This is a genomic window from Rhodococcus sp. MPR-R1B (genome assembly GCF_058793255.1).
Map to the genome: position 1 here is coordinate 50,441 of NZ_JBXAFO010000022.1, position 19,922 is coordinate 70,362.

15 protein-coding genes and 1 riboswitch are annotated in these 19,922 nt (G+C 63.2%); of the genes, 8 read left to right on the forward strand and 7 right to left on the reverse strand.

Annotation, left to right across the window (positions count from 1 at the left end):
- The first annotated feature begins 131 nt into the window (after positions 1-131).
- The 3 genes from AC1Q61_RS24935 (at position 132) to AC1Q61_RS24945 (ending at position 5,981) form a co-directional block, all read left to right on the forward strand.
- Positions 132-977 carry a carbon-nitrogen hydrolase family protein gene (locus tag AC1Q61_RS24935; protein ID WP_042922733.1) on the forward strand — a complete coding sequence of 282 codons (846 nt, stop codon included), beginning with the start codon at positions 132-134 and terminating at the stop codon, positions 975-977.
- Positions 974-2,662, forward strand: coding sequence for a flavin monoamine oxidase family protein (locus AC1Q61_RS24940; RefSeq protein ID WP_042452042.1), 1,689 nt, complete (start codon positions 974-976; stop codon positions 2,660-2,662). The genes AC1Q61_RS24935 and AC1Q61_RS24940 overlap by 4 nt, the downstream gene beginning before the upstream one ends.
- 127 nt (positions 2,663-2,789) lie before the next feature.
- Complete coding sequence (locus AC1Q61_RS24945) at positions 2,790-5,981, forward strand: NAD-glutamate dehydrogenase domain-containing protein (RefSeq protein ID WP_042922730.1); 3,192 nt, start codon at positions 2,790-2,792, stop codon at positions 5,979-5,981.
- Here AC1Q61_RS24945 and AC1Q61_RS24950 read toward each other — a convergent pair.
- Positions 5,958-7,475 carry a PucR family transcriptional regulator gene (locus AC1Q61_RS24950; RefSeq protein ID WP_054187874.1) on the reverse strand — a complete coding sequence of 506 codons (1,518 nt, stop codon included), beginning with the start codon at positions 7,473-7,475 and terminating at the stop codon, positions 5,958-5,960. The genes AC1Q61_RS24945 and AC1Q61_RS24950 overlap by 24 nt on opposite strands.
- A gap of 128 nt (positions 7,476-7,603) precedes the next feature.
- Between AC1Q61_RS24950 and gabT the strand changes: the two genes are divergently transcribed.
- Together gabT and AC1Q61_RS24960 are read left to right on the forward strand one after the other, a co-directional pair.
- Positions 7,604-8,968 carry a 4-aminobutyrate--2-oxoglutarate transaminase gene (gabT, locus tag AC1Q61_RS24955; protein ID WP_125050266.1) on the forward strand — a complete coding sequence of 455 codons (1,365 nt, stop codon included), beginning with the start codon at positions 7,604-7,606 and terminating at the stop codon, positions 8,966-8,968.
- Between the two features lies 1 nt (position 8,969).
- Complete coding sequence (locus AC1Q61_RS24960; protein ID WP_042922728.1) at positions 8,970-10,415, forward strand: NAD-dependent succinate-semialdehyde dehydrogenase; 1,446 nt, start codon at positions 8,970-8,972, stop codon at positions 10,413-10,415.
- 52 nt (positions 10,416-10,467) lie between these two features.
- Here the strand turns inward: AC1Q61_RS24960 and dszD are convergent, their stop codons facing one another.
- The 3 genes from dszD to AC1Q61_RS24975 all read right to left on the reverse strand — a co-directional run bounded on the left by dszD (position 10,468) and on the right by AC1Q61_RS24975 (position 12,847).
- Positions 10,468-11,046, reverse strand: a complete 579-nt coding sequence (dszD, locus tag AC1Q61_RS24965; RefSeq protein ID WP_003941189.1) for an NADH:FMN oxidoreductase DszD — start codon at positions 11,044-11,046, stop codon at positions 10,468-10,470.
- Positions 11,047-11,254: 208 nt separating this feature from the next.
- Positions 11,255-11,728, reverse strand: a complete 474-nt coding sequence (locus AC1Q61_RS24970) for a YbaK/EbsC family protein (RefSeq protein ID WP_042922726.1) — start codon at positions 11,726-11,728, stop codon at positions 11,255-11,257.
- A 15-nt stretch (positions 11,729-11,743) separates the two neighbouring features.
- Positions 11,744-12,847: a membrane protein gene (locus AC1Q61_RS24975; RefSeq protein ID WP_003941129.1), complete on the reverse strand. Its 1,104-nt coding sequence runs from the start codon at positions 12,845-12,847 to the stop codon at positions 11,744-11,746.
- Positions 12,848-12,973: 126 nt separating this feature from the next.
- Here AC1Q61_RS24975 and AC1Q61_RS24980 point away from each other — a divergent pair, with 126 nt between their 5' ends.
- The 3 genes from AC1Q61_RS24980 to AC1Q61_RS24990 all read left to right on the forward strand — a co-directional run bounded on the left by AC1Q61_RS24980 (position 12,974) and on the right by AC1Q61_RS24990 (position 17,532).
- Positions 12,974-13,558, forward strand: coding sequence for a TetR/AcrR family transcriptional regulator (locus AC1Q61_RS24980; protein ID WP_037129354.1), 585 nt, complete (start codon positions 12,974-12,976; stop codon positions 13,556-13,558).
- 45 nt (positions 13,559-13,603) lie between these two features.
- A riboswitch (M-box (ykoK) riboswitch) is annotated at positions 13,604-13,777 on the forward strand.
- Between the two features lie 347 nt (positions 13,778-14,124).
- Entirely contained in the window at positions 14,125-16,818 is a 2,694-nt protein-coding gene (gene mgtA / locus AC1Q61_RS24985) for a magnesium-translocating P-type ATPase (protein ID WP_492651215.1), read from the forward strand.
- 9 nt (positions 16,819-16,827) lie between these two features.
- The gene (locus AC1Q61_RS24990) at positions 16,828-17,532 is read left to right on the forward strand and encodes an MgtC/SapB family protein (protein WP_003941187.1); all 705 of its coding nucleotides are present in this window, start codon (positions 16,828-16,830) and stop codon (positions 17,530-17,532) included.
- Positions 17,533-17,550: 18 nt separating this feature from the next.
- Here the strand turns inward: AC1Q61_RS24990 and AC1Q61_RS24995 are convergent, their stop codons facing one another.
- The 3 genes from AC1Q61_RS24995 to AC1Q61_RS25005 all read right to left on the reverse strand — a co-directional run bounded on the left by AC1Q61_RS24995 (position 17,551) and on the right by AC1Q61_RS25005 (position 19,921).
- Positions 17,551-18,912 (reverse strand): lipase family protein, encoded by a 1,362-nt coding sequence (locus tag AC1Q61_RS24995; protein ID WP_064074530.1) that lies wholly within the window; start codon positions 18,910-18,912, stop codon positions 17,551-17,553.
- A gap of 64 nt (positions 18,913-18,976) precedes the next feature.
- Positions 18,977-19,426 (reverse strand): GNAT family N-acetyltransferase, encoded by a 450-nt coding sequence (locus AC1Q61_RS25000; protein WP_007727049.1) that lies wholly within the window; start codon positions 19,424-19,426, stop codon positions 18,977-18,979.
- An 18-nt stretch (positions 19,427-19,444) separates the two neighbouring features.
- The gene (locus AC1Q61_RS25005; protein WP_042922718.1) at positions 19,445-19,921 is read right to left on the reverse strand and encodes a GNAT family N-acetyltransferase; all 477 of its coding nucleotides are present in this window, start codon (positions 19,919-19,921) and stop codon (positions 19,445-19,447) included.
- Between the last annotated feature and the right edge of the window lies 1 nt (position 19,922).

The window sequence follows — 19,922 nt, forward strand, 5'->3', positions numbered from 1 at the left end:
CTCGAATCCGTGAATGTTGATTCTTAGGAAACAAGAGTTGACATGATTGGCGACACCCGTCACGCTGGTAGTTGTCCCCGTCACACACACCGTCGAAAATTGGCGTCACGGAACTCCTGAAGGAGCGCACCATGCATGTCGATTCAGTTCGAGTTGGCCTGTTCCAAGGTCCGCTCACCACCCCGGACACCTTTGCGTCGGTGGAGTTCAACCTCGCTGCAATCGACACTGCTGCCCGCGAGGCTGCAGCATCCGGTGCGAAGATCCTGCTGACGCCGGAGATGTCCGCAACCGGCTACGACATCGGCGAACTGGTGTCGCTACGCGCGGAATCGGCCGACGGCCCCATCTTCGATTCCGTCGCCGCGATTGCTCGAAGTGCCGGCATCGCAGTCGTCTACGGCTACCCCGAACTCGACGGGGGAGACGTCTACAACAGCGTGCAGGTGGTGGACCGCGATGGCACTTCGCTTGCGCACTACCGCAAGACGCATCTGTTCGGCACGCTCGACCGTGAGCACTTTCGGCCAGGTGAGACCTTGGTGGTCGGGTTCGATTTCGAGGGTATCCGCTGCGGATTGTTGATCTGCTACGACGTGGAGTTTCCCGAAGCGGTTCGGGCACACGCCGACGCCGGTACAGAATGGCTCATCGTGCCGACAGGCTTGATGACTCCGTACGAACACATTGCGCAGCAAGTGGTTCCGGCCCGCGCATACGAGAGTCAGATGTTTGTCACCTACGTCAATCGCTGCGGCGCCGAAACCGAGCTGACCTACTGCGGTCTCTCGTGCGCCATCGCGCCCGACGGTGCCGAGTTGGCGAGGGCCGGGGTCGGCCCGGAATTGCTCCTCGCCGATATCGCCGCCGCCACCGTCTCGCAATCGCGCACCCTCAACACGCATCTCGACGATCGACGCCTCGATCTGTATCCAGACCTTTCTGTCACGACTGTCTCCAAGGAGAACCGTAGATGACCATCCCAGTAGCTCCGGACAGTTCCTCGGAACCCGGCAAGCAGCCGCCCCTCACGATGTTCGGGCCGGATTTTCCGTTCCCGTACGACGACTACGTTTCCAGTCCGGCAGGACTCGGCTCGGTGCCCGATCTGGCACTGGGTACAGAAGTTGCCGTGATCGGTGGCGGACTCTCCGGCATGATCGCGGCCTACGAGTTGCTCAAGGTCGGTCTCAAACCGATTGTCTACGAAGCTGATCAGATCGGTGGCCGGATGCGGTCGGTCGAGTTCGACGGGCACCCCGGGGTGGTCGCCGAGATGGGCGCAATGCGTTTCCCACCGTCGTCGACGACGTTGTTCCACTACCTGAACGAACTGGGTCTGCAGACCGAAGAGTTCCCCAATCCCCTTGCCGAGGTCACGCCGAGCACCGTCATCGATCTCAAGGGCGAGAGCCACTACGCGCACACTCTCGAGGATCTGCCGCCGATCTACACCGAGGTGGCGCAGGCCTGGCAGCGCACTCTCGAAGAGCATGCCGATCTGATTCCGTTGCAGCAGGCCATTCGTGACCGCGACACCGCAGAAATCAAGCGGATCTGGAACGACCTCGTGGTGCGCTACGACGACCAGACGTTCTACGGATTCCTCGCCGCGTCGAAGCACTTCAAGTCCTTCCACATGCGGGAAGTGTTCGGACAGGTCGGATTCGGTACGGGCGGTTGGGATACCGACTACCCCAATTCGATCCTCGAAATCCTTCGTGTGGTCATCACGGCCGCCGACGACGACCACCGCGGCATCGTCGGTGGATCGCAGCAGCTGCCGATGCGGTTGTGGAACCGCGCCCCGGCGCACATGGCGCATTGGCCTGCCGGTACTACGGTCGCTTCGCTCAACGACGGTGAGACGCGTCCCCGCGTCACCGAACTCCGGCGTACCGAGCCCGGCAACATCACGGTCACCGACTCCGAAGGTTTCATTCGCACCTATGCGAGTGCCGTTGTGACAGTGCAGAGTTGGATGCTGCTGAACAATATCAGGTGTGACGACGATCTGTTCCCGATCGACCACTGGACTGCGATCGAGCGAACTCACTACATGGGTTCGACCAAGGTGTTCGTTCTCGTCGACCGCCCGTTCTGGAAGGACAAGGACCCCGTGACCGGCCGTGATTCGGTGTCGATGACACTGACCGACCGTATGAGTCGCGGCACCTACCTGCTCGATCAAGGCGAGGGCAAGCCAGGCCTGATCTGCTTGTCGTACACCTGGTCGGACGATTCGCTGAAGCTGCTGGCGCTCGACGCCACCGAGCGCATGAACATCATGCTGCGCTCTCTCGAAGAGATCTACCCCGGCGTTGACTTCCGCAGCCACATCATCTCGAGCCCGGTGACGCTGTCGTGGGAAACCGAGCGCGACTTCATGGGCGCATTCAAGGCGAACCTTCCGGGGCACTACCGCTACCAGGAGCGCCTGTTCTCCCACTTCGTGCAGAATGATCTCGAACCGCGTCATCGGGGAATCTTCCTCGCCGGTGACGACGTGTCGTGGACCGCCGGCTGGGCTGAGGGCGCGATCCAGACCGCGATCAACGCGGTATGGGGCGTCGTCAACCATCTCGGCGGCGCTGCGCCTGCCGAGAATCCCGGACCCGGCGACGTGTTCGAGGAGCTTGCTCCGATCAGGTTGGGCGACTGAGCTCACCGCAACTGCCGAAATGTCGTGCCCGATGGGGGTTGGTACTCCTATCGGGCACGACCTCTTTCCGGTGATCCACGCAACACTGGAAAGTGTTCGGATCCAATAATTTCCAGGAGGGTGTTCAATGGCGAGCACATCATCGGCGACCAAGACCGCAGCTGCAGAATCGAGACCGGCAGGCGGTGATCGATCCGGTGACCCGGCGCTCGAACTGGTCGCCGAATTGGCAGCAGCGGGCCAGCGACTCGTCTTCCGTCAGGGTGACAACCTGAACAGTGACGATCTGACCTGCGTGGTGCTGTGGCCGTCCGGAGAGCCCTCCCTCTCCGATCTGTGCGAGAACTTCGAGTCTCTCGGACTCCGAGTTTCGACGCACCGCCCGCTTCCGACCGTTCTGGGTTCGGCGCATTACTTCACCTTCGAGCCGAGCACCTTCGACGGCAGTGCGCTGGAGAAGATGGCGGACGCCTTCGAAGCCGTCATCGCCGGACAGACCCGGATGGATGCGTTCTCCAGTCTGATCGGACGAGCAGACATCACCTGGCGCGATGCAGAGTTGCTGCGCGCTGCGTGCCGTTTCCTCGCTCAGGCTCGTATCGGTTTGTCCGAGAGCTACATCGTCGGAGTGTTGGCAGCGAAGCCACTCTTCGTACGGCAGGCGATCGAACTTTTCACCGCGCGTTTCGACCCCGCCGTGGCGGGTGTGCGTGAGACAGCTGTGGCTACCGCAACGGCAGCTATCGACGAATCAGTCGACGGTGCAGACACTCTCGACGAGGATCGCGTCTTGCGCGGCGTGCGTTCGTTCCTGCAGGCGACTCTGCGCACCAACTGGTACCTCCGCGGTGAGAGCGGCGAACCGCTACCGTACGCGTCGTTCAAGATCGACTCGCAGTTGCTCTCCACTCCGCAGAAGACCGTTCCCTTCCGCGAGATCTACGTCAGCGCAACCAATGTCGAAGGCGTGCATCTGCGTAGTTCCTCCGTCGCCCGTGGTGGCCTGCGTTGGTCGGATCGATACGAGGACTTCCGCACCGAGGCTCTGAGTCTCATGAAGACCCAGAGCGTGAAGAATTCGCCGATCGTTCCTTCGGGAGCCAAGGGCGCGTTCGTGGTTCGGGGCACGTCGTCACCGACTCCGGCGCAGGTGCAGGAGTCTTACAGCACCTTCATTCGCGGCCTGCTGGACGTGGTGGACAACATCGTCGACGGCGCTGCGGTACACCCGGCAGAAGTAATCGAGTACGACGGTGAAGACTCCTATCTCGTCGTGGCAGCAGACAAGGGGACAGCGCGGTTCTCCGACGTCGCGAACGGCATCGCCGTCGAGCGTGGTTTCTGGCTCGGCGACGCTTTTGCTTCCGGCGGTTCGGCCGGCTACGACCACAAGGCGATGGGCATCACCGCTCGCGGCGCCTGGGTAGCGGTTCGACGGCACTTCGCCGAGCGCGACCTCGATGTCGACACCGATCCGTTCACCGTCGCGGGTATCGGGGACATGTCCGGCGACGTGTTCGGCAACGGAATGTTGCTCTCGCACAAGATCCGTCTGGTCGCGGCATTCGATCACCGCCACATCTTCATCGACCCGAACCCCGACACCGAGACGAGCTTTGCCGAACGCGCTCGCCTCTTCACCGTGCCGCGCTCGTCCTGGGACGACTTCGATCGCACCGTGATGTCGCCGGGCGGTGGCGTCTGGCCGCGGAGCGCGAAGTCGATCCGCCTTCCGCTCGAGGCGCGTGCGGCCCTCGGAATCACCGAGGAGAACTTGACCCCGCAGGAACTGATCCGAGCGATCCTGTGTGCTCCGGTGGACCTGTTGTGGAACGGCGGCGTCGGTACCTACGTGAAAGCGTCGACCGAAAGCAACGTCGACGCGGCCGATCCGTCCAACGACGCAGTTCGCGTCAGCGCTGACGAGTTGCGTGCGACGGTGGTCGGTGAGGGCGGCAACCTCGGCTTCACCCAGCGTGCCCGCATCGAATATGCCGCTGGCGGAGGCCGAATCAACGCCGACTTCATCGACAACGCGGCCGGCGTGGCTACCTCGGACCGTGAGGTCAACATCAAGATCGCACTCGCAGCGTTGGACTCGACCTCGCGCAATGAACTACTCGCGGCGGCCCAGGACGAGGTGGCCGCATCGGTGCTCGAGGCCAGTGAAGATCAGACCCTCGCGATCAGCCTGGCCGAGCACCGCGCACCGGCCCTGCTCGATCAGCACGAGCGGTTGATCGAGAACCTCGTCTCGGCGGGCGCCATGAAGCGACTGGAAGAATCTCTGCCCGACGCCAAGGCGCTGGCGGTCAGGGCGCGTGCCGGGCAGGGTCTCCTGCGGCCGGAACTTGCTGTGCTGGTGGCGCAGTCGAAGAACGTACTGACTGCGGAACTGGGCGCATCGACGGTCCCGGACAATCAGATCTTCGCCGATCGTCTCCCGCAGTACTTCCCGCTCTCCGTCGTCGAGGCCGCACCGGACGCAGTCCACGCACATCGGTTGGGCCGCGACATCATCATCACCTCGGTTGTCGACGAACTGGTCAACCGCGTCGGCCCCGGCGTGTTGTTCCGGCTCGAGGAACACCTCGGAGTTCGCAGTCCGGAAGCGGCTCTGGCCTACGCCGTAGTCAGCGAAGTGCTTGGAACGGAGGACCTTCGACGTGAAATCCTGAACTCCGATCTCAGTGCCACCGAACAGCTGAAGGCTCTCGATCGCTTGCAGCAGCTGTTGGAATCCGAAATGAGCTGGGTGTTGCGCCGCCCGGGTGCTGCCGGCCGGTTCACCGTGAACCCGCGCGCCGACATCGATCGGTGGGCAGCCCCGGTGCGGGAACTCACCGACGGTTTGTCGGCAAGCGAGCGCATCGAGGCGTCTTTCGGAGCGCTCGCCCTGGCAGACATTGCACTGCAGGAGAATACGACGGCCGCGGCCGCAGCCGCGATCTATCGGGAACTCTCCGACGCTCTCGATCTGGGCGATGTTCTCGGCGGCGTCGACGTCGCCGTCGGTGCCTCGCATTGGGAGGTCATGGGCAGCGCTGCCGTCCATGCCAGGTTGACGGCGCGTTTCGCGGACCTCGTGTCCGGTGCGCTCGGTGAAGGTATTCCGGAGGTCGTCGAGTTGTGGACCGCCGCCAATCCGCAAACGGTGCGCCGGTTCACGGCTTTGATGTCGAGCGTGAGCCGCAGTGGAGCGCTGGACACCGCCCGTCTCTGCACGGTCGACGCCGAACTCGAACTACTCGTCCGCGGTGCGTCGAGCTTCGCTTCGGTGCACGCGGAGGAGGGTTCAGCGGCCCTCCCAGGCGAGTAGCGATAGCAGCAGTTCGGCTCTGACCCTGGCCTGTCCGAGGTCGCATTGCAGCAGTTCCTCGATGCGTGCGATGCGACCTCGGAGGGTGTGCCGATGAACACCGAGTTCGGCTGCAGCCGACTCCCATTGGCCGTTTGCCTCGAGATAGGCGCGCAAAGACGCGGCCAGTGCGGTTCCGTGTGCCTGGTCGTGTTCCGTCAACACCGGGATGGTGTCCGCAGCCATGGCGATCAATGCCTCACGGGCAGACTCGGATGCCAGAATCGTCGAACCACTCAGAGCGTCGAACTCGAGAATGCGCGCCGTAGCCGTCGTGAGGTTGGCCGCGGCGCGGGCCTGGACGAGTGCGCGGGGTGCGTCGAGAAGACGGTGAGGGGTGCTGATTCCGGCACGCACGGCTTTCGCTTCGGTGGGGGAGAGCTGCGCCAGTAGTGTTTTGGCGGTGTCGATTGTGTCGGTTCCGCGGAGGAGGACGGTCAGCGAACCGTCCTCGGATTGCGCGAACAACGGCCGGCCTGCTCGCGCGAGAGCGTTGTCGAGTTCGCGAAGAACGGGGCCGAGTCCGGATCCGCGAACGTGGACGACACGAATGTTGCCGTGCGTGTCGCTTGCCTCGTCCAAGTACGACGGCACACTGTCTTCGGGGATTCGGCCGTCGAGTAAGAGCCCGAAAGCCATGGCGTTGAGTCGAGTTCGCTCGGCCCGTAGTCGAACCGGTTTCTCGAGTTCGAGAGTGAGCAGCGAGACCGCATGCCCGAGTAACACTCTGTCGATATTGCTCAGGGGCCCGGCGCCCGCCATGGCGAGGTAGCCGTGCCAGCTGTCGGTGACGCCGACGGGGGACAGTGTCAGCGTCCGTTCGGGTGTGCTCTGCGAGATCGACGCCGGAGCGTTGGGATCGCGGGTGGTCGCCGCGACCGCGCGAACCTCGGTGATCAACGACTTCTGGTTTGCCGGATGCACCGCGGTGATCCGATCTCCGACAAACGCCACCGAAGTTTTTGTGGCCGTGGCCAGTTCGCGCACGATGGCAGACACGCCACCGCGCAGTGCAACGCGGGTGATGCGCGTCTGTACTTCTGCCGCGCGGAGTACCGATTCGTATTCCTGCTGGCTCAGACGGGTCATCACCGCGCGCGTGACTGCCGCGAACGGGGTCGTGAACGGCACTTCCAGCAGGGGGAGTCCGCGGCTGCGGGCGGCGGCAATCAGGTCTGTGGGCACACTCTCGTGGGAAAGGCCGGTCCCGAAACCCAGAGCCGATACTTCTGCGGCGGCCAGACGGTCGATGTACTCGCTGTAGTCGGTGGCGTCCGCGCCCACCAGTGCCAGCCCGGTGGTGAGCACCAATTCGCCGCCGGAAAGCCACGGGGTGGGGTCCGTCAGCTCTGTGGCCTGCGCAAACGTGACGGGGTGGGTGGCAGCTGCTCGGTCGGTGAGCAGAGCCAGCGAGAGGTGTTTCTGGCGCAAGAGCCACGAGATCGGAACCGTCACCTGATCAAGGCTAGCTGTCGTTGCCGATATGGAGTAGCCCTGGAGCTCCGGGTATCCATTTCGGCAGTGCTTGCGATGCTTCGCGCGTCGCATACTCGAATGCAATACACAACCGAGAGGGTGGTCACATGAGTGCAATCGAATACCGGCTTCCGCAGGAGCGTCGCATCGTCACGGAGTTCCCGGGCCCGCGCTCGGCTGCGCTCGCCGAACGCCGTAAGAAGGTCGTCGGCGCCGGCGTCGCATCCACCCTCCCGGTCTACGTCGCCGACGCAGACGGCGGAGTCATCGTCGACGTCGACGGCAACTCGCTGATCGACCTCGGTGCCGGTATCGCGGTGACCAGCGTCGGCGCTTCCAACCCGGCCGTCGTGTCCGCCGTTCAGGAACAGGTCGCGCACTTCACCCACACCTGTTTCATGGTCGCTCCGTACGAGGGCTACGTCGAGGTCGCCGAGCGTCTCGCCGAGCTCACCCCCGGTGACCACGAGAAGCGTTCCGTGCTGTTCAACTCCGGCGCAGAAGCCGTCGAGAACGCCGTCAAGATCGCCCGTCACGCAACCGGTCGCGACGCAGTCGTCGTCTTCGACCACGCGTACCACGGCCGCACCAACCTCACGATGGCACTGACCTCGAAGTCCATGCCGTACAAGAGCGGCTTCGGTCCGTTCGCCCCCGAGGTCTACCGCGTCCCGATGTCCTACCCGTACCGCGAGGGCCTCAATGTCGACGGCTCCAAGATCACCGGTGAGCAGGCCGCACAGCGCGCCATCACGATGATCGAGAAGCAGGTCGGCGCTGCCAACACCGCCGCCATCCTCATCGAGCCCATTCAGGGTGAGGGTGGATTCATCGTTCCCGCAGAAGGCTTCCTCCCGACGCTCGTCGCGTGGGCCAAGGAGAACGGCGTCGTCTTCATCGCCGACGAGGTTCAGGCAGGCTTCGCTCGTACCGGCGCCTGGTTCGCCAGCGATCACGAGGGCATCGTCCCCGACCTGGTCACGCTCGCCAAGGGCATCGCAGGCGGCATGCCGCTCGCCGCTGTCACGGGCCGCGCCGAGCTCATCGACGCTGTCCACCCCGGCGGCCTCGGTGGCACCTACGGCGGTAACCCCGTCGCCTGCGCCGCTGCATTGGCGTCCATCGACCAGATGCGTGAGCTCGACCTCTGTGGCCGCGCACGCACCATCGAGTCGACCGTCGTCGGCCGAATGAACGCACTGGCAAAGGAACTCGACGTCATCGGTGACGTTCGCGGTCGCGGCGCGATGCTCGCCATCGAGTTGGTCAAGCCCGGTGGGCAGGAGCCGGACGCAGACATCACCAAGAAGATCGCCGCCGAATGCCTCGCTGCCGGCGTCGTGATCCTCACCTGCGGTACCTACGGCAACGTCATCCGTCTGCTCCCGCCGCTGGTCATCTCCGAAGAGCTGCTCGACGACGCGTTGACCGTCCTCGAGACCGCTATCCGCACTGCAGCACAGGGGAACTGACATGTCCAACGTCTCGGATCTTCTCGACTCGGTACCCAAGGGTCTCTGGCTCGGCGGCAAGCTCGTCCCGGCCGAGAAGACCTTTGCGGTCTACAACCCGGCAACGGGTGAGGAACTCGCCCAGGTAGCCGACGCCACCGCTGCCGACGGTATCCGTGCGCTCGACCTCGCCGCTGCGGCGCAGGAAGACTGGGCGGCCACTCCGGCACGTGTACGCGGCGAGATTCTGCGCACCGCCTTCGAATTGCTGCACGCCCGCGCCGAGGACTTCGCGCTGATGATGACCCTGGAAATGGGTAAGTCGTTGGCAGAGAGCCGCGGTGAGGTCAACTACGGCGGCGAATTCCTGCGCTGGTTCAGCGAGGAAGCAGTACGCATCGGCGGACGTTTCACGCAGGCTCCGGCCGGCAACGGTCGCATCCTGGTCACCAAGGAAGCCGTCGGACCGGTCCTCGCGATCACCCCGTGGAACTTCCCGCTCGCCATGGGCACACGCAAGATCGGACCGGCGCTGGCTGCCGGTTGCACCATCATCGTCAAGCCCGCCGAGGACACGCCGCTGACCATGCAGCTCCTCGGTCAGGTGTTCGCCGATGCCGGTCTGCCCGACGGTGTGCTCTCGATCCTCCCGACGTCCGACGCGGCTTCCATCAGTGGACCGCTGATGGAAGATGCGCGTCTGCGCAAGGTCACCTTCACCGGCTCCACTGGCGTCGGAAAGTTGTTGGTGCGCAATGCTGCTGACAAGCTGCTCCGCACGTCGATGGAACTCGGTGGCAATGCGCCGTTCATCGTCTTCGACGACGCCGACATCGACGCAGCTGTCGACGGCGCAATGCTCGCGAAGATGCGCAACGGCGGCGAGGCCTGCACCGCGGCCAACCGCATCTACGTCGCCAACTCGGTGCGCGAAGAGTTCACCGACAAGTTCACCGCCAAGGTTGCGGCCTTGAAGGTGGGCGCCGGTGACGCCGAGGGCACCAACATCGGACCGCTGATCAACACCAAGCAGCTCGCAACCGTCACCGGACTCGTCGACGACGCCGTGTCCAAGGGTGCTCGCGTTCGCACCGGTGGATCGGCACCCGAAGGCCCCGGCTTCTTCTTCACCCCGACGGTCCTCGACCAGGTGCCCGCCGACGCGCGCCTGCTGAAGGAAGAGATCTTCGGACCCGTTGCGGCAGTGGTCGGTTTCGACACCGAAGACGAAGCGATCGCGGCTGCGAACAACACCGAGTACGGTCTCGTGGCGTACTTCTACACTCGCGACATCGACCGTGCGATGCGCGTCTCGGCCAAGCTGGACACCGGCATGGTGGGCGTCAACCGCGGCGCGATCTCCGATGCTGCCGCGCCGTTCGGTGGGGTGAAGGAATCGGGCTTCGGCCGTGAAGGCGGAACCGAGGGTATCGACGAGTATCTCGATACAAAGTACGTAGCGCTCTAACTTGCTGTGCGCCTTTATTAACCGCGGGCGGTTAATAAAGGCGCACAGTTGTCTATTGACCCAACGGAGTCGGGCGGTAGTACTTGCCCTCGTGGTAGAGCAGCGGTGCGGCAGCGGATTCGTCGTCTTCTTCGGCGTGAACCCGCGTGACGAGTCCGATGACCAACGTGTGATCGCCGACAGGGATCAGCTGGTCGACCTTGACGCGCATCCAGCTGGGGGTGCCGTGCAGCACCGGTTCCCCGGTGTCGAGCACTGCCCACAGTGACTCGTCTGCAAAACGCTGATCGGCACTACGCGCAAAGCGCTGGGCCAGATGCTGCTGATGTTCGCCGAGAAGGTGGATCACCAAGGACTCGGCTGCCTTGAGTGCATTGATGCTCGACGACGTCTCCGCGATGTTGAACGAGACGAGCGGCGGCTCGAGGGAGACGGACGAGAACGAGGTGGCGGTGAAACCCACCGGGCCGGTACCCGAATCGAGGGTCACGACGGTGACACCGGCGGGGTGGCGGCGAAGCGCAGCGCGGTAGTCACCGGCGCAGATGCCGGTGGACAACTCGGGCGTCGCTGCTACTTCGGGGACGTCGGGGGTGGTGTGGCTGGAAACGGCATTCGGCTTGTCAGACAACGGGAACTCTCCGGCTGGAACTCGAGGTGTGCGGTGTGGTCGAGGTGACTGCGCTCGGCATACACAGACAGGCGTCGGTGCGGCACAGATCTACGTGCCGTCGACGCCAGTGGTTGCCGGCCGGGGTCCTGGTTGCAGTGCACATGGTGCGTCCAACTATAGGTGGACGCACGTCTGAGTGGTTTCGGACCGAGTTGGCTGAAGTGCTTCAGTCCATGTCGACGGCGAGGCCGGCGGTGATTCGGAGGAGTTCGGAGTACGTCGTGCGAAAGACGGTGTTGGGGTGCCCGGCGGCTGCCCACAACTCGGGGTACTGCTCGAGGGCGGTATCGATGTACGTCGGCAGGTTGGTGGGATGCCCGAGCGGAGCGACCCCACCGATCGGCTGGCCCGTCGCGGACTTCGCCATCTCCAGCGTCGCCCGCGTGAGCTTGCCTTCGAGGCGTTCGCCGGTGGCCTTCAGATTCACCTGATGTGCGCCGGAGACCAGCAGCAGGACCGGATCGTCGTCGAGAAGGAACACCAGTGACTTGGTGATCGCGCCTACCTCCACCCCGACGGCCGCCGCTGCCTCGGCCGCGGTGTGCGTGGCGTCGGGCTGCGTGACGATGACGCCGTGGTGACCCCGCGAGATCAGTGTTTCGGCGACGTGCGAGGCGTTGGGGTGGAGGAGGCTCGTCATGAGTTCAGACTAGGACTAGTCGGCGTTCGCCACAGCTGGAGTCGGCGTCGTGTCGGTGGACTTTCGGTTACGACGGATCGTGAAGCCGAACAGCATGACCGCACCGATCAGCGCGTACAGGAACAGCGTCAGAGCAGGCTGGCCGACGCCGACGTTGTTGAAGTAGACGATGCTCCGGACGCCTTCGGTGCCGGCGCCGGGTGTGATCCACCGGCCGATGGCGGCGTAGAACGAGGGAATCACGTTGGAGCCGAATGCGCCTCCCGCACTGGGATTGCCGAGGATCACGAAGACGGCGATAGCCAGCGGGACTGCCAGAACGCCGATGGCGGCGCGCAATCCGAGTGTGAACATGGCGGTGCCGAACACCACGGCTGTTCCCAGGATCCAGAGCGGGAACCAGTGGCCGGCGAAGGTTCCGAGTACGTGTGAGGTGATGAGGGCGCCGAGGGCTCCCGAGATGATCGAGTAGATCGCGATCACGCCCGTGTGTGCGCTTGCCTGGCGGAGAGTCTTCGGCGCACCGATGAACAGTCCGATGGCTGCCGCGAGGAGATAGCCGCCGACGACCCAGCCGACCGAGAGGTAGAAGCCGGAGAGGCCGCGGTTGTCGTGGGCTCCGACGGGGATCTCGTCGCGGACGACGAACTGTCGGTCCTGTGTCGCCTCGACCTTCGTGAACACCGCTTCGAGTGACGTAGCGATGGAGCTGCCGCCCGCGCTCGCGGTGATCAGGGTGTCCGGTCCGGCCGGGTTGATGACAAACGCGCCCTGGATCTCGCGGTCGTTGATCATGCGGCGAGCGGTCGCCGTGCTGTCGACCACCTGAGCGTCGAGCGGGCTGCCGTCGATGGCGTTGAGTTTGTCGGCGATCTGCTGATCCATGCCGTCGGGTGTGCCCTGATCGGCGATGACCGCGATTTCGATGTCTCGCGGAGTCGGCTGATGGAAGGCGGCGACGTAGCTGAGGATGAAGCCCATCTGCAGCAGGAGCACGCCGACGAACAACGCGGCCATCACCTTGGGTGCGCCGTACTTCACGAGCAGATTGTCGTGGTGGTGTTCGTCGTGGGTGGAGCTGTTGTCTGGTGCGGCGTGTGCCGGATGCGTAGTGGTCACGAAAGAGTCCTGATCTTGTCGAAAGTAAAGAGCTTGTCAATACCCGAGGTATTGAATACTCTAGGTATCGTGACTGAATCTCGTCAACCGGACTGGACTCCGGTAACCCGCCCCGGACGTGACGTGGTGCGGCAAAGACTGCTCGACGCTGCGGCGGAAGAGTTTGCGGAGCGCGGATTCAGTGCTGCACGTCTCACTGAAGTTGCTCGCCGAGCGGGCTTCACCAAGGGGGCTGTCTACTCCAACTTCGAGTCGAAACAGGATCTGTTCGCCGAACTGTTCGCGCAACGGTCTCTCGAACTGGCCGGCCGGGTGCTCGCCGAGATTGCCGGGATGAACCCGTCCGACGCGGCGGGCAAAGGTGGCGAGGCCATTGCCACGTGGATGGTCGACGACCCGGGGTGGTCGCTTCTCGTCCTCGAATTCGGAGTGCTCGCCGGGCGTGATCCGCAGATCGCTCAGGCGTACTTACGTGAGCGTCGCCACTTGCGCAGCCAACTCGTGGAGTTGATCGGCGAACGTGCCCGTGAATGGGGAGTGGACGATTCCTTTGACGTGCGGACAACCGCAATCTCGTTGATGGCGTTGATATCCGGGCTCGTTCTCGAACACTCCGTGGATCCGGAAGAGGTTGATCAGAGTGTCATGGGTGCCGCCGTGACGGCACTCTTCGCCGGCGCCGTCGCACGGGCAGGATTGTCCGCCGTCTGAGTTGCTCGGTTGACAGGCAACAGATTTGAGAACTACCCTCTGGGTGCAGTACCTCGTTAGGTGAGGCTTCTGCACGAACACAGGCCACTGATCTCACGACGTCGAGAGACGCCCAAGGTTAGGACAGATCTCCCCGGCTTAAGGGGTGATCCAAAGTGGCTTCCCGTTCTTGATCGGGACACGTCGTGCAGTGCCAAAACTCGGACGTGGAGGTGTTTTCGCAGCTTGATGCCGGTTTCTTCCGGCGAAGGCGAGAGTACGTCGATATTCGGTTCTCCTGGCGTGTGCTGTGCGCATGTACTTGTGTGGCGTCATCGGACGCCCCGAACTTTCAGGAGGTGACCATCGTGGACGACCCGCCGAGTCGATATTCGACCCATCCTTCTGTTCTTGCCGACGATGCTCACCCCGGTCTTTTGCTCTTCAGTCACTGACTCTTTGCATCCTCGGCTTCATCTGCGCGGCTTTGCCGCGACCGCTGACGACTTCCATTGTCGCTCAGCGCATTCTGCTGCCCTCATGCACTGGCATGGTCCGGCGTGTTCGGGCAGCCGAGGAGATTCGTCATGTCATTTTCCGTTCTCGCATTGCGGCCACGGCCCACGAGAAACAGTGCACAACAAACACATTCAACAGTCCTGGCAAAGGAAAGCGCACAGGAATTGGTCGACTTCTCGGCCTCGGACACGCGCACCGTTCTCGCGGATCTGACCACGACGGCCAACGGCCTTCGTGACGATCAGATCGACGATCTTCGTCGGCAATACGGGCGCAACGATGTCCGCCACGACCGCCCGGCGCCGGCAATCGTGCAGTTCGCGGAAGCCTTCAAGAACCCGTTCATCCTGATCCTGGTATTCCTCGCCCTGATCATGGTCGGGACCGACGTGGTCTGGGCGGACCCCGAGGACGGTCCTTCCTACGAGGGCATCATCACTCTCGGGTTGATGATCTTTGTCAGTGTCTCACTGAGGTTCTGGCAGGAATACCGTTCGAGTCGCGCCGCCGAGGCGCTCAAGGCGATGGTTACGACGACCGTCGCGGCCACCCGCAAGATCAACAACACCGTGGTCACGGCTGAGATTCCGATCGAGCAGTTACTGCCGGGGGATGTAGTCCAGCTTGCCGCCGGCGACATGATCCCGGCCGATGTCCGCATCATCCGGGCCAAGGATCTACAGGTCAATCAGTCCATGCTCAGCGGTGAATCGATGCCGGCCGAGAAGTCGGCGGACCCGTCGTCGGGGATCGACGTCGATCGGCTGCTCGAAGCCGAGAACATCGGGTTCATGGGTACTTCCGTCGTGTCGGGCAGTGGCACCGCCGTTGCGGTACACACCGGCAAGCGGACCTACTTCGGTGCCATGACAGCACAATTGGCGTCCAAGCGACCCGAAACCAGCTTCGACGTCGGGGTGCGCAGCGTCAGCTATCTGCTGATCAAGTTCATGCTGATCATGGTTCCCGCGGTGTTCATCATCAACGGACTGACCAAGGACTGGAGCCAAGCACTACTCTTCGGCGTCGCCACCGCCGTGGGGTTGACTCCGGAAATGTTGCCGCTCATCGTGACGGCGAACCTGGCCAAGGGTGCGCTCCACATGTCGCGCAAGAAGGTGATCGTCAAGCAGATCAACGCGATTCAGAACTTCGGTGCCATGGACGTTCTGTGCACGGACAAGACCGGAACTCTCACCGAGGACCGCATCGTTCTCGGTGAGCATCTCGATACTGCCGGACGTAAGTCCGAGGACGTATTGCGGCTAGCGGCGGTCAATTCCGTGAATCAGACCGGATTGCGCAGTCTTCTCGACGACGCGGTGATCGAGGCCGCCGGTCCCGAAGTGGTCGAGGAGATCTCGCGTCGGCACGGGTTGGTGGACGAGATTCCCTTCGACTTCAAGCGCCGTCGACTCTCCGTGGTGGTCGACCACGGAGACGCCGATCTGATCGTAACCAAAGGTGCAGTGGAAGAGCTCCTTTCGGTCTGTGAATCGGTGGAACTCGACGGGGTGACCCACCAATTGACACCGGGATGGCTGGCCCGAGTCGACCGTCTGGTCGCGGAGCTGAACGGTCAAGGCAAGCGAGTGCTTGCGGTGGCAACCAAGACAGTCGTCGAAGAGCAGCGCCGCGAGTACTCGACGGCCGACGAAGAGGGCATGACCCTGGTCGGTCTGCTGGCATTCCTCGACCCGCCGAAGGAATCTGCGGCCGGGGCGATCGAAGCCCTCGCGAGCCACGGAGTCGCGGTCAAGGTAGTGACGGGTGACAACGAACTGGTCGCCGAAACCGTCTGCGCCAAAGTCGGTATCGACGTGGGGACCGTTGTATCCGGCGCAGAGATCGAAGCGTTGAGCGACGACGCCCTCGACGAGTTGGTGCAGCGGACAACCGTATTCGCGAAGACGGATCCGATGCAGAAGGCACGCATTGTCGAATCGCTGCGCCGGGTCGGCCACACGGTTGGTTTCCTTGGTGACGGTGTCAACGACGCACCCGCACTGCGGGCTGCGGACGTCGGCATCTCCGTTGACACAGCGGCGGACATCGCCCGCGAATCCGCGGACATCATCTTGCTGGAGAAGGACCTCGGTGTACTCGAACAAGGAGTCATCGAAGGGCGTCGTACCTTCGGAAACATCCAGAAGTACATCAAGATGACTGCGTCGTCGAACTTCGGGAACGTCTTCTCGGTGCTCGTCGCCAGTGCCCTGCTGCCGTTCATCCCCATGATTCCCGTAGTTCTGTTGTTGCAGAACCTGATCTACGATCTCTCGATGCTCACGATCCCGTGGGATCGTGTCGACGACGACTTCCTCGCGAAGCCCCGCAAGTGGGAGACCAAGAGCCTTCGCCGGTTCATGGTGTTCATCGGCCCGATCAGTTCGATCTTCGACATCTCGACGTTCGCGCTGATGTGGTTCGTGTTCGCCGCCAACTCTCCCGAGCATGCAGCGCTGTTCCAATCGGGTTGGTTCATCGAGTCATTGATCTCGCAGACGCTGATCGTTCACATGATCCGCACCCGCAAGATCCCGTTCATCCAGTCGCGTGCATCGCTGCCGGTACTGCTCAGCACAGGCGCCGCCTGCGTCTTCGCGCTGGTGTTCCCGTTCACGTCCTGGGGTCATTCCCTCGGGTTGGTTTCACTGCCGTGGAACTACTTCCCGTGGCTGGTCCTCACTCTCGCGGCATACTGCGTCGTCACGCAGGTGGCCAAGGGAATGTTCATCCGTCGATTCGCGACCTGGCTCTAGGAGTTCACCGTGGAAATCCACGTCATCCTTGTGCGGATAGCGCTCGGGCTCGTCCTCGGCGCTGCCGTCGGGATCGAAAGGCAATGGCGCGCAAGGATGGCGGGTCTGCGAACCAACGCGTTGGTGAGCTTGGGTGCGACGCTCTTCGTCATCATGGGCGCGTACGGGTTTCAGGGCCCGGACGCTGATCCGACGCGCGTCGCAGCGCAGATCGTCTCGGGGATCGGTTTCCTCGGTGCTGGAGTGATCATGAAGCAGGGTGCGTCGGTCACCGGCCTGAACACTGCCGCCACTCTGTGGGCCACTGCCGCCGTCGGCGCACTGGCAGGTGGCGGAATGTACTGGGTCGCGGTGTTCGGTGCCGGCGCAATCATGTTGGCGAACACGCTGTTGAGGCCGTTGGGCCGGATGATGGATCACCAGCCTGCCCGAACCGGACGCGAAGAACCACCCGCGGACTACACCTTCGAGGTGACCTGTCACGGCGACGCCGAAGCTCACATCAGAGGTCTTACCGTGCAGTCCATTTCGAGGCCCGAGTTTCAGCTCCGGTCAGTGCAGTCCTTCGACATCCCGGACAGCGACCGCGTGCGGGTGGTGGCCGAACTGGCTGCCGCGGAGCGTGACGACGGACTCCTGGAATCTGCCGTCAGCCGACTTAGCCTTGAACCGTTGGTGACTCACGTTCGGTGGGAGGTGGAACCGTCGAAGTAGATCCAGGCTCGCTGTCAGTCAGCGCGCATGTTCTTGCGGCGCAAGTGAGTTCCCCGGTGCAATGTTCGCGCAGTTGGACGGTGCAGGCTTGCCGTTCAAGCGGTCGTCGACCCAGGCGAGCGCACCGGGGAGCCAGAGCATGGCGCCGAGGAAGTGGCTGATGGTGTCGTACTGGTCGTACTGAATCGCCAGGCCGGCGTCGCAGTACTTGCGTGCGAGGGTGCGGACGTCGCCCGTGATCATCACGCCGTCTCCCGCTCCGACACCGGGGCCTCCGGGTTGGGTGCCCTCGATGGTGCCGTTGGCCGCCTGCGCGATGAACATCGGAATGGTCGGTGTCGCCGCGGTGCCCATGTTGATCTTGTTCACGACATCGACGTACTCGGGAACCGTATTGGGATCGGCGTACTCGGGTTTGACCAGATCCTGCCAGGTCAGTCCGGGATACTGTGCCAGCACATTGCCGATGGACGCGTCTTCGAGTCGAGCCATGACGTCGCGTCCACGGTCGCTGAGATACTTCCCGAAATCGATGTCGTACGAACGCGCAACGCCGACGACTGCCATGCCGACCACGCCGCCCCACCCGATGCTTCCGCTCGCGTAGCGAAGGTTGTTGGCCGGATTGACCAGCACGCCTCCCTGCGCGGCACCGATCAAGTTGTCGTTGATCTCCGGTGCATATGCGGGAGCGAGTATCGAAGCCCAGTTGGTGGCGATCGCTCCGCCTGAGTAACCCATCAGCGCGATCTCTGCGTCGTCGGTGATTCCGGTTTCCGGGACATCGCGGGCGGCACGCAGAGCGTCGAGCGTCATCATCCCGTATTCGGGTCCGGCAGCGAAGTTTGCATCCGGGCCCTCGGTGTCCGGGACGACGATCGTGTAGCCCAATGCGAAGAGCGGCCCGAACAAGGCTGCCTCGATGGACGTGAAGGTACCGCCGATGTTGAAGTTGCGTCCGCTGGGAGTCCAGTCGCCGATCGGGGTGTTACCCGCGATGGCTCGCGACGGGCTGTCGTCGGGGTTCAGCGAATCGTAAAAGGACTGGTACGAAACAACTTTGTTCGGTTGGGCGTTGGCCGGGCGCAGGATCGAGGTGACGTTGGCGGACGGCTGTCCCAGGGCGTCGGTTGATCGGTAGAGAACCTGGACTGCCTGTATCGGGGTCGGGATGTTGAGCACGGTGTACGGCACGGTGCGAGTCTCGAGTACCGCACCCGGGGCGTACGACGAGAGGGGTGCCGCGCCGTCGTAGCTGTAGAAACCGTCATCGGGGGACTTGGCAAGGACTGGCTGCGCGAGCGCTACCGGTGCGCCGACGCCTGTCAGTGCAAGCGCGAGTACTCCGACAACTGCGCGAGATAAGACCCTTGACGACATACTCGTCCTCCACATTGGTGTGCCACGCCCCACCCTGAGATCGTGGTGTGACGACCACCATATATTACTCGTGGGTAATGTGGGGATCGGTCAGATCGGTCGTCGTATCGAGGTCTCGACGTAGGAAGATTTCGGAGGACTCGCCTGGGAGTAAAAGAACTCCCGCGTCGGTGTATCCCATTGCGCGATAGAAGTTCTGGGCTGATTCGTCGGCGAGTGTGGAGGTGAGGACCTGCGAGTGTCCCGCGCGGCTCATGCGTTTTTCCCAATCTGTGACCAAAGCGCGCCCGATGCCTTGGCCGCGGTTCGAAGACAGGACGGTCAGCATGTTCATGAACGGAATCTCGTCCCAGAACAAGCCCCAGCGCAGCCATCCGATTGGATTACCGTTGTCCTCGGCGATGAGTATCCGGCCGCGTTGGACCACTGACGCGAGTTCCTCGGCAGCGACGTGCGAGTCGTGCTCACGTAAGAACGGCAAGTCTGTCTGCGCTGCGACGCGAATGTTCACCACAGAAGTCAGTATCGCCGTTCAGTCGGAGTTGATGGCGTTCGGCTTGGACAGGTAGACGACTCCGGGGATGTGGCTGGGGTCCGGCGGCAATTGGGAGTAGCCCGCTCGGGTGTACAGGCGAATGTTCCGCAGGCTCCTGCTTCCGGTGAACAGCTCGAAACGGGTGATGTGCTCCGGAGCGTTCTGTTCCACGTGCTGCAAGAGGCGTCGGCCGAGGCCGTTGCCCGCCAAGTCCGGTGCCACCATGAGGCGACCGATCTGCCATGCGGTTCCGTCCGCGGTTCCTCGCACGGCCCCGACGAGCCGGCCGCCGCGTCGTGCGGTCCAGACAGTCGACTCCTGAACCCAGGCTCGGACCGTGGGTAGGTCCTCGTGGAGCGGGGGTATGTCCATGCTGTTGTTGGAGATTGCTTCCGAGACCCAGCAACAGCGTTGTAGAACAAGGATTTCCGCGGCGTCCTCGTCCGTTGCGCGCTCTATGACTATCTCGTTCATT